4 protein-coding genes and 3 pseudogenes are annotated in these 9520 nt (G+C 69.3%); 5 read left to right on the forward strand and 2 right to left on the reverse strand.

The window, feature by feature from the left end; genetic code table 11:
* The 3 genes and pseudogenes from JMF90_RS11060 to JMF90_RS11070 form a co-directional block, all read left to right on the forward strand.
* Window positions 1-304: pseudogene (locus JMF90_RS11060) on the forward strand (DNA alkylation response protein); the annotation flags it as partial.
* Entirely contained in the window at window positions 301-1512 is a 1212-nt protein-coding gene (locus JMF90_RS11065; RefSeq protein WP_200161790.1) for a CaiB/BaiF CoA-transferase family protein, read from the forward strand. The pseudogene JMF90_RS11060 and the gene JMF90_RS11065, both read left to right, overlap by 4 nt.
* Window positions 1513-1602: 90 nt before the next feature.
* Window positions 1603-3015, forward strand: a complete 1413-nt coding sequence (locus JMF90_RS11070) for an MFS transporter (protein WP_200161791.1) — start codon at window positions 1603-1605, stop codon at window positions 3013-3015.
* 230 nt (window positions 3016-3245) lie between these two features.
* Here JMF90_RS11070 and JMF90_RS11075 read toward each other — a convergent pair whose 3' ends face one another.
* Together JMF90_RS11075 and argA are read right to left on the reverse strand one after the other, a co-directional pair.
* Window positions 3246-3521: an oxidative damage protection protein gene (locus JMF90_RS11075; protein ID WP_006478357.1), complete on the reverse strand. Its 276-nt coding sequence runs from the start codon at window positions 3519-3521 to the stop codon at window positions 3246-3248.
* Window positions 3522-3574: 53 nt separating this feature from the next.
* Complete coding sequence (gene argA, locus JMF90_RS11080) at window positions 3575-4954, reverse strand: amino-acid N-acetyltransferase (RefSeq protein WP_006497806.1); 1380 nt, start codon at window positions 4952-4954, stop codon at window positions 3575-3577.
* Between the two features lie 23 nt (window positions 4955-4977).
* Between argA and hrpA the strand changes: the two are divergent.
* Together hrpA and JMF90_RS11090 are read left to right on the forward strand one after the other, a co-directional pair.
* A pseudogene (hrpA, locus tag JMF90_RS11085) lies at window positions 4978-9187 on the forward strand (ATP-dependent RNA helicase HrpA).
* Window positions 9188-9367: 180 nt separating this feature from the next.
* Window positions 9368-9520 (forward strand): annotated as a pseudogene (locus JMF90_RS11090) (YncE family protein); the annotation flags it as partial.

The following is a 9520-nucleotide window of genomic DNA, read 5'->3' on the forward strand; positions in this document are numbered from 1 at the left end:
ACGGGCATGCGATGCACTTGCGAGGGTGGCCGGGGAAGGCGACGACGCGCGCGTGCGGCAGGCCGCGTCCGCGCTGTATTACGCGAGCGCGGCCGTGCTGATGGCCTGCGAGGGCGCACGGCTCGCGCCGGATTTCCGGCGTCTCGCGCTCGCGCACCTGATCGTGCGGCACAAGCTGCTGCCTGTCGATCCGCTCGCGCCGGCCCCGCGCGACGACGAATCGGCCGCGTCCGACGCGCTGCTGCGCGGCCTGCCGGTCGCGCTCGACATGGCGCTCGACCTGCTGCCGGAGGTCGAGCGATGAACCCGACGCGTGGCGCACTGGACGGCCTGAAGGTCGTCGACCTGAGCCGGGTGCTCGGCGGCCCGTACTGCACGCAGGCGCTCGCCGACCACGGCGCGACGGTGGTCAAGATCGAGCCGCCCGCCGGCGACGAGACGCGTGGCTGGGGGCCGCCGTTCCTCGGCGACACGGCGTGGTACTTCATGGGCGTGAACCGCAACAAGGAAGGGCTCGCGCTCGACCTGTCGCACGACGAAGGGCGCGCGATCCTGTGGCGCCTGCTCGAAGAAGCCGACGTGCTCGTCGAGAATTTCAAGCCCGGCACGCTCGCGCGCTGGGGGATGGACTACGCACGCGACCTGCAGCCGCGCTTGCCGCGCCTGATCCACTGCGCGGTGACGGGCTTCGGCGCCGACGGTCCGCTCGGCGGGCTGCCGGGCTACGACGCGGTGATCCAGGCGATGGCCGGGCTGATGAGCGTGAACGGCGAACGCGACGGCGACGCGACCCGCATCGGTTTGCCGATCGTCGACATGGTCACGGGGCTCAACGCGCTCGCCGGCATCCTGCTGGCGCTCGCGGAGCGCGAGAAGAGCGGGCGCGGGCAGTCGATCGACGTCGCACTGTACGACTGCGGCGTGTCGCTGCTGCATCCGCACCTGCCGAATTTCTTCGGCTCGGGCCGCGTGCCGGAACGCAGCGGCAACGCGCATCCGAACATCGCGCCGTACGACAGCTACCGCACGGCGACCGTGCCGATCTTCCTCGCGGTCGGCAACGACCGGCAGTTCGCACGGTTGGTCGCGCATCTCGGCGCGCCGGCGCTCGCCGCCGATCCGCGCTTCGTCGACAACCGCAGCCGCTGTGCGCACCGGCCCGAGCTGAAGGCCGAACTGGAAGCGCGGCTCATCGCGCACGCGTGCGAGCCGCTCGCGCGCGACCTGATGGCGGCCGGCGTGCCGTGCGGGCCGGTGCGCACGGTGGCCGACGTCGCGCACGATCCGCATGCGCTACATCGCAACCTGTTCGTCGAGATCGGCGCGTATCGCGGCACCGCGTCGCCGGTGAAGCTGTCGCGCACGCCGGCCACCTACCGGTCGGCGCCGCCCGCGCTCGGCCGCGACACGCGCGCGGTGCTCGACCGGCTCGGCGTCGATCGCGTGCTTCAGCAACAACTGCTCGATGCCGGCGTGCTGAAGACGGCAGCCGGCGAGTCGCCGCCCGACTGACACGACGCCGCCGGCCGGCGGCGTGATGCCGGCCACCCGGGAAAGGCGCGCGCGAGTCGCGCCCCCGATCATCACAATATGGAGACATCGATGAGCCGTCCGCAATCCCCGCCCGCAGCACAACCGCGGCCCGGCCGCGCCGCCCTCGCGGCGTTCGTCGGCACCACGATCGAGTGGTACGACTTCTACATCTACGGCACGGCCGCGGCGCTCGTGTTCGGCAAGGTGTTCTTTTCGAGCACGATGGACCCCGGCGTCGCGACGCTGCTCGCGTTCGTCACGTTCTGGGCCGGCTTCGCCGCGCGGCCGCTTGGCGGCATCGTGTTCGGCCATCTCGGCGATCGCGTCGGCCGCAAGACCGCGCTCGTGATCACGCTGGTGATGATGGGGCTCGCGACGACCGGCATCGGCCTGCTGCCCGGTTACGCGTCGATCGGCGTCTGGGCGCCGGCGGGCCTCGTCGCGCTGCGCGTGCTGCAGGGCATCGCGGTCGGCGGCGAGTGGGGCGGCGCGGTGCTGATCGCGAGCGAGAATGCGCCGAAGCATCGCAGCATCCTGTATGCGGCGTTCGCGCAGCAAGGCTCGCCCACCGGCAACCTGCTGGCCACGGCGGCATTCTTCGCGCTGAGCACGCTGCCGACCCCGTCGTTCCTGATGTGGGGCTGGCGCATTCCGTTCCTGCTGTCGGCCGTGCTCGTGATCATCGGCATGGTGATCCGGCTGAGGCTCGAGGAGTCGGTCGACATGCAGCGTGTGCTCGCGCGCAAGCGCACGGTGAAGCTGCCGCTGCGCGAGGTCGTGCGCGATCACTGGGTCGTCGTGCTGCTCGCGGCCGGCACGCTGCCGGTGATCAACGTCACGTATTTCCGCAGCACGTTCGCTCTGTCGTGGGCGACCAAGGAACTCGGTTACGCGCAGGGCACGTTCCTCGGCATCCTGTCGATCTCGCTCGTCGTGCAATTCCTGATGCAGCCGGTCGGCGCGTGGTTCGTGTCGAAGGTCGACATGCGGCGCGCGATGTGCTGGATCCTGATTCCGGAAATCGTGCTGATGCCCGTGATGTTCCATGCGCTCGCGACGCGTTCGTACTGGGTCGCCGTCGCGGGCATGTGCATCTCGACGATTCCGTCGGCGATGTTCTATGGTGCGGTCGGCGGCGTGCTCGCCCGCGTGTTCCCGGCCAACATCCGCTATACGGGCCTGTCGCTCGCATATCAGTTGAGCGCGCTGGTCGCCGGCGGCGGCACGCCGGTGCTCGCGCAGGCGATTCTCAATGCGACCGGCAGCATCGTCGGCGTCGCGATCGCGTCGGGGCTGTACGCGCTCGTGTCGCTGGCGTGCATGCTGGCGCTGCTCAATCGCACCGGATATCGCGCCGACGAGCTGTCGAGCGCCGAGCGCAGCGATGCGGCCGAGTGGGGCACCGAAGGCGCGAGCGCCGATCGTCCGGTCGGCGAGCCGGTGCAGCCGGACGATCGCGGCACGTTGAAACCGGCGGGGTGAGCCGGGGAGGCCGGCGTGATTCGGCACGCTCGCGATTCGGCAATTCGGTGATTCGGCGCTCCGTCGGCATCGCGCGTCGGACCGAGTGCGCGTGGCGCAGCCTCGACTCGTTCCGATCACGCAGCCCAAAAGCAAACGGCACCGTGCGATCCACGGTGCCGTTTGCTCGGGCGTTTGCTTCAAGTCACGACGAGATCGGCGCGGCCGGCCGTCGCGAGTCGAGCGTCGCTTCAGCCTTCCGTCGGCGGCACGTAGCCGGACGCCTGGTCCGCGCCGTCGCCGAAGAAGTACTTCTCCGTCTGCTTCATCAGGTACTGGCGCGCGCGCGGGTCGGCCATGTTCAGGCGGTTTTCGTTGATCAGCATCGTTTGCTGCTTGAGCCAGCCTTGCCATGCTTCCTTCGAGACGCTCTCGTAAATGCGCTTGCCGAGTTCGCCCGGCAGCGGCGGGAAATCGAGGCCTTCGGCTTCCTTGCCGAGCTTCGCGCATTGGATCATTCGAGCCATCGTGTACTTCTCCTGTAATCGGTGTCTGGGGGGAAGGGCAGTCGTGCCTGCGCTCAGAGCTGCTTCATCAGCACGAGCGACTTGCGCTGCCAGTTATAGAGTTTGCGGCGGTCTTCCGGCAGGTCGTCGACGCTGACCTTGACGAAGCCGCGCTTGAGGAACCAGTGCTCGGTGCGCGTCGTGAGCACGAAGATGTGCGTGAGGCCGCGCGCGCGGGCGCGCTGCTCGATGCGCTTGAGCAGGCGTTCGCCGTCGCCTGAGCCCTGCGCTTCCGGTGCGACCGTCAGGCACGCCATCTCGCCGATCTTCTCCTGCTGGTACGGGTACAGCGCCGCGCAGCCGAACAGCACGCCATCGTGCTCGATCACCGAGAAGTGGTCGATGTCGCGTTCGATCTGGTGGCGGCCGCGCCGCACCAGCGTGCCGTCGGACTCGAGCGGCTCGATCAGCGACAGGATGCCGCCGACGTCGTCCGGCGTCGCCTCGCGCAGGCTTTCGAGGTTCTCGTACGAGATCATCGTGCCGACGCCGTCGTGCAGGAACAGTTCGAGCAGCATGCTGCCGTCGAGCGACTGCGGGATCAGGTGGGCCCGGGTCACGCCGCCGCGGCACGCGCGGATCGAGTGCTTCAGGAAGAACGCGTCGTCGCCCTGGATGTTGCCGGAATCGAGCAGCTCGGCCGCCGCGTCGAGCGACATTTCGCGCACCAGCTCGCCTTCGTCGTCGACGATGCCGGGCCCGTCGGTCAGGAAGATGATCTTGTCGGCGCGCAGCGCGATCGCGGCCGCCGACGCCACGTCTTCCATCGACAGGTTGAAGGCCTCGCCGGTCGGCGAGAAACCGAGCGGCGACAGCAGCACGAGCTTGCGGCTCGCGAGCGAATGACGGATCGATTCGGCGTCGATCTTGCGCACGATGCCCGTGTGCGCGAAATCGACCCCGTCGAGAATCCCCACCGGCCGTGCGGTCACGAAGTTGCCGGACACGACGCTGATGTGCGCGTGCGCCATCGGCGAGTTTGGCAGACCCTGGCTGATCGCGGCCTCGATGTCGAGACGCACTTCGCCGGCCGCTTCCTTCGCGGATTCGAGCGCGCGCGCATCGGTGATGCGCAGCCCGTGCGAAAACTCGGATTCGACGCCGTGCAGGCTCAACTGCTCCTCGACCTGCGGGCGCGAGCCGTGCACCAGCACGATCTGGATGCCCATCGCCTGCAACAGCGCGATGTCGGACACGAGCGCGTTCAGCAGACCCTGCTGCACCACCTCGCCGCCGAACCCCACGACGAACGTGCTGTTGCGGAACTTGTGGATATAGGGCGCGACGGAGCGCATCCAGTCGACGAACTGCGCGTGGCTGGCGGCCGAATCGTCGGCGGCCGGCGGCGTCGCGGCGCCGGTCTGGGCGGGAGGGAGGTCGGTTTGGGAATTCATGGGCGGGATTATAATGCGCCCCCATGTCGAATGTTTCTAAAAGTCCCGCGCCGACGCGGGCCAATACGCCGTCGGCGAAGCACCCGGATGGTGCGGCCGATGCGCGCGAGCAGCAGGGCCAGCCGTCGCGCCAGCAGCAGGGCACGCCGGCGGGCAAGCCGGCACCCGCACCGCGCGGGCCGCGCAATGACGAACGGCGCGGCGACGCGCGCCAGCCGGCCGCGAAGGGCGCGCCGCAGACAACCGGCGAGCGCGCCCCGCGCCGCGAGCGTGCGCCGCGCGCCGCGGTGGCACCGAATCCCGTCCCGCCGATCACGTACCCCGAAAGCCTGCCCGTGTCGGGCAAGCGCGACGAAATCGCGCGCGCGATCGCCGGTCATCAGGTTGTCATCGTCTGCGGCGAAACCGGCTCGGGCAAGACCACGCAGTTGCCGAAGATCTGTCTCGATCTCGGCCGCGGCCTCGGCGCCGGCGGCACGGGCCTGATCGGCCATACGCAGCCGCGGCGCCTGGCCGCATCGTCGACCGGCCGCCGCATCGCCGAGGAACTCGGCACGCCGTTCGGCGAGGTGGTCGGCTACAAGGTGCGCTTCACCGACAACCTCGCGCCGGGCGCATCCGTCAAGCTGATGACGGACGGCATCCTGCTCGCCGAGACGCAGACCGATCCGCTGCTGAAGGCGTACGACACGCTGATCATCGACGAGGCGCACGAGCGCAGCCTGAACATCGACTTCCTGCTCGGCTATTTGAAGGAAATCCTGCCGCGGCGGCCGGACCTGAAACTGATCGTCACGTCCGCGACGATCGATGCCGACCGTTTCGCGCGCCATTTCGGTACCGACGAGCGTCCGGCGCCCGTGATCGAGGTGAGCGGGCGGCTGTATCCGGTCGAGATGCGCTACCGCCCGGTGGCCGAGGATCGCCCGGCGGTGAAGAACGCCGAAGGCACGGGCGGCCGCGATCGCGTGAAGACCGCGCGCGAGGCCGAGCGCGACCTGATGGACGCGATCGTCGACGCGGTCGACGAGCTGTGCCGCGAAGGCCCTGGCGACGTGCTGGTGTTCCTGCCCGGCGAGCGCGAGATCCGCGAGGCGGCCGAGGCGCTGCGCAAGCATCATCCGCCGCCACACCGAGATCCTGCCGCTGTTCGCGCGGCTGTCGGCGGCCGACCAGGACAAGGTGTTCAAGGCGTCGAACGCGCGCCGGATCGTGCTCGCGACCAACGTGGCCGAAACCTCGCTGACGGTGCCGGGCATCCGCTACGTGGTCGACACCGGCCTCGCGCGCGTGAAGCGCTATTCGTACCGGAACAAGGTCGAGCAGCTGCAGGTCGAGTCGATCTCGCAGGCGGCCGCGAACCAGCGTGCGGGCCGCTGCGGCCGCGTGGCCGATGGCGTCTGCATCCGCTTGTACGAGGAAAGCGACTACCAGGCGCGCGCACGCTTCACCGACCCGGAAATCCTGCGCTCGTCGCTCGCGTCGGTGATCCTGCGGATGAAATCGCTGCACCTGACGGCGATCGAATCGTTCCCGTTCCTCGAACCGCCGCCCGGCCGCGCGATCGCGGACGGCTACCAGTTGCTCAACGAACTCGGCGCGGTCGACGACGACAACGCGCTGACGCCGCTCGGCCGCGAGTTGGCGCGGCTGCCGCTCGACCCGCGCGTCGGCCGGATGATTCTCGCCGCGCGCGACCAGCAGTCGCTGCGCGAGGTGCTGATCATCGCGAGCGCGCTGTCCGTGCAGGACCCGCGCGACCGCCCGATCGAGGCGCAGGAGCAGGCCGACCACGCGCATCGCCGGTTCGCCGACGAGCGCTCCGAATTCCTGCAGTGGCTGAAGATCTGGGCGTGGTTCGAAGAGGCCGTCGCGCACAAGAAGTCGAATCGCCAGTTGATCGACGCGTGCCGGCAGAACTTCCTGTCGCACCTGCGGCTGCGCGAATGGCGCGACGTCCATTCGCAGCTGCTGACGGTCGTGCGCGAGCACGGCTGGCGACTCAACGAAGTCGAGGCCACCTACGAGCAGATTCATCTGGCCCTGTTGACGGGCCTGCTCGGCAACCTCGGGATGAAGGCCGACGACGATCCGCATTACCTTGGCGCGCGTGGCATCAAGTTCTACCTGTGGCCGGGCTCCGCGCTCGCGAAGAAGGCCGGCCGCTGGGTGATGGCGGCCGAACTGGTCGAGACGAGCCGGCTGTACGCGCGCTGCCTCGCGAAGATCGAGCCCGAGTGGGTCGAGAAGATCGGCGCGCACCTGCTGAAGAAATCGTTGTCGGAGCCGCACTGGGAGAAGCGTCCGGCGCAGGTCAGCGCATTCGAGCGCGCGACGCTGTACGGGCTGCCGATCTACCACCGGCGGCGCGTTGCGTTCGGCAAGCAGGACCCGGCGCGCGCCCGCGAGCTGTTCATCCGTGGTGCGCTGGTCGAAGGCGAATTCGACACGAAGCTGCCGTTCTTCGCGCACAACCGCAAGCTGCTCGCCGACATCGAGCAGCTCGAACACAAGTCGCGCCGCCAGGACGTGCTGGTCGACGACGAGCTGATCTACGCGTACTACGACCAGGCGATTCCCGAAGGCATCCACACGGGCGCCGCGTTCGAGCGCTGGTATCGCGACGAGGTGAAGAAGGGCGGCCAGGCGGAGGACAAGCAGCGGCTGCTGTACCTGTCGCGCGACGACCTGATGCGCCACGAGGCGGCCGGCGTCACGACCGACCTGTTTCCGAAGCGCGCGACGATGGCCGGCGTCGAGATGGCGCTCACGTATCATTTCGAGCCGGGCACGCCGCGCGACGGCGTGACGCTCGCGGTGCCGCTCTTCGCGCTGAACCAGGTCGACGCGCGCCGTTGCGAGTGGCTCGTGCCGGGGATGCTGAAGGAAAAGGTGCAGTTGCTCCTGAAGTCGCTGCCGCAGAAGCTGCGCCGGCACTGCGTGCCGCTGCCCGAGTACGCGGCCGGCTTCGTCGAGCGGATGGGCCGCGAGCGCTTCGGTGCGGGTGGGCTCGTCGAGGCGCTGATCGCCGACGTGCGCGGCGAGACGCAGGTCGCGATGAAAACGGCCGACTTCAAGCTCGAGACGTTGCCCGCGCACCTGTTCATGAACTTCAAGGTGATCGACGAGCACGGCCGCCAGCTCGCGATGGGGCGCAATCTCGCGCAGCTTCGCCAGGAACTGGGCGCGCAGGCGCAGCAGCAGTTCCAGAAGATCGCGGCGGCGTCGACGATCGCGACCGGCGGCGCCGATGCCGGCGCGGGCGACGCAGGCGATACGCCGGCGCCCGCTGCCGCGCCGGGTTCGGCGGCGAAGGGCGGCAAGCCGGGCAAGGGCGCGGCGCCGCAGACGGCCACCGCGGCGGAAACCGGCGCGACCGCGCTGTACGAGAACCTGACGACGTGGAATTTCGGCAAGCTGCCCGAGCTGCTGGAAATCCGCCGGCGCGGCCAGACGCTGTACGGCTATCCGGCGCTCGTCGACCGCGGCACGCATTGCGACGTCGAGGTGTTCGATTCGCCGGAGGAGGCCGCGCGCATCCACCGGGCCGGCTTGCGGCGGCTGTTCGCGCTGCAGCTGAAGGAGCCGATCAAGTTCCTCGAAAAGAACCTGCCGGGCCTGCGCGAGATGGCGATGCAGTACATGTCGCTCGGCACGCAGGACGAGCTGCGCGACCAGCTGATCGATACGGCGCTCGACCGCGCGTGCCTGCAGGACCCGCTGCCCGACGACGACGCGAGCTTCCACGCGCGCCGCGACGAGGGCCGCAGCCGCCTGAACCTGCTCGCGCAGGAAATCGCGCGGCTCGTCGGGCAGATCCTGGCCGAATACGCGGGCCTCGTGAAGAAGCTCGCGCAGGCGAAGCCGTTCGCGCAGGCCCATGCGGACCTGCAGCAGCAACTGGCCGCGCTGGTCGGCAAGCGTTTCGTGATCGACACGCCTTACGCTCAGCTTGCGCACTTCCCGCGCTACCTGAAGGGCATCGCGCTGCGGATCGACAAGCTGAAGGCCGATCCGGCGCGCGACGCGAAGCAGTCGGCCGACCTGCTGCCGCTCGCCCAGCAGTACCAGCGCGCGGTGTCGCAGCGCGGCGGCGTCGCCGATGCGCGGCTCGCGGAATTCCGCTGGCTGCTCGAGGAACTGCGGATTTCGCTGTTCGCGCAGGAACTGCGCACGCCGATGCCGGTCTCTGTCAAGCGTCTGCACAAGGTCTGGGAGTCGATGCAGCGCTAGCGCAACTTCGATGGGCCGGGCCGGCATCGGCGGCCGGCCCCGGCCGGCCGCACGGCGCCTGCTGCCGCGGCTCGTCCGGCAGGCGGGGCGTGCGTCGAAGCGGCGCAATGCCGGCATGGGTCAACCGGCGGGGCCCGCCGAACGTTCTACAATGACTGCTGTTCCACGACGTGAGTCTTCATGCGCACTTTCCTTTCCCTCGGCCGCACGCTCGCGCTGGCCGCCGCCGTCCTGGCGCCCGCCGCCCACGCGAATAACGTGATCGTTCTCAACTCGGCCGAAGCGACGCTTTCCCTGATCGACCAGCAGACCCGCGAAGTCGTTTCCACGATG

The organism is Burkholderia sp. E168m23 (assembly GCF_016586125.1).
Lineage (GTDB): Bacteria > Pseudomonadota > Gammaproteobacteria > Burkholderiales > Burkholderiaceae > Burkholderia > Burkholderia orbicola.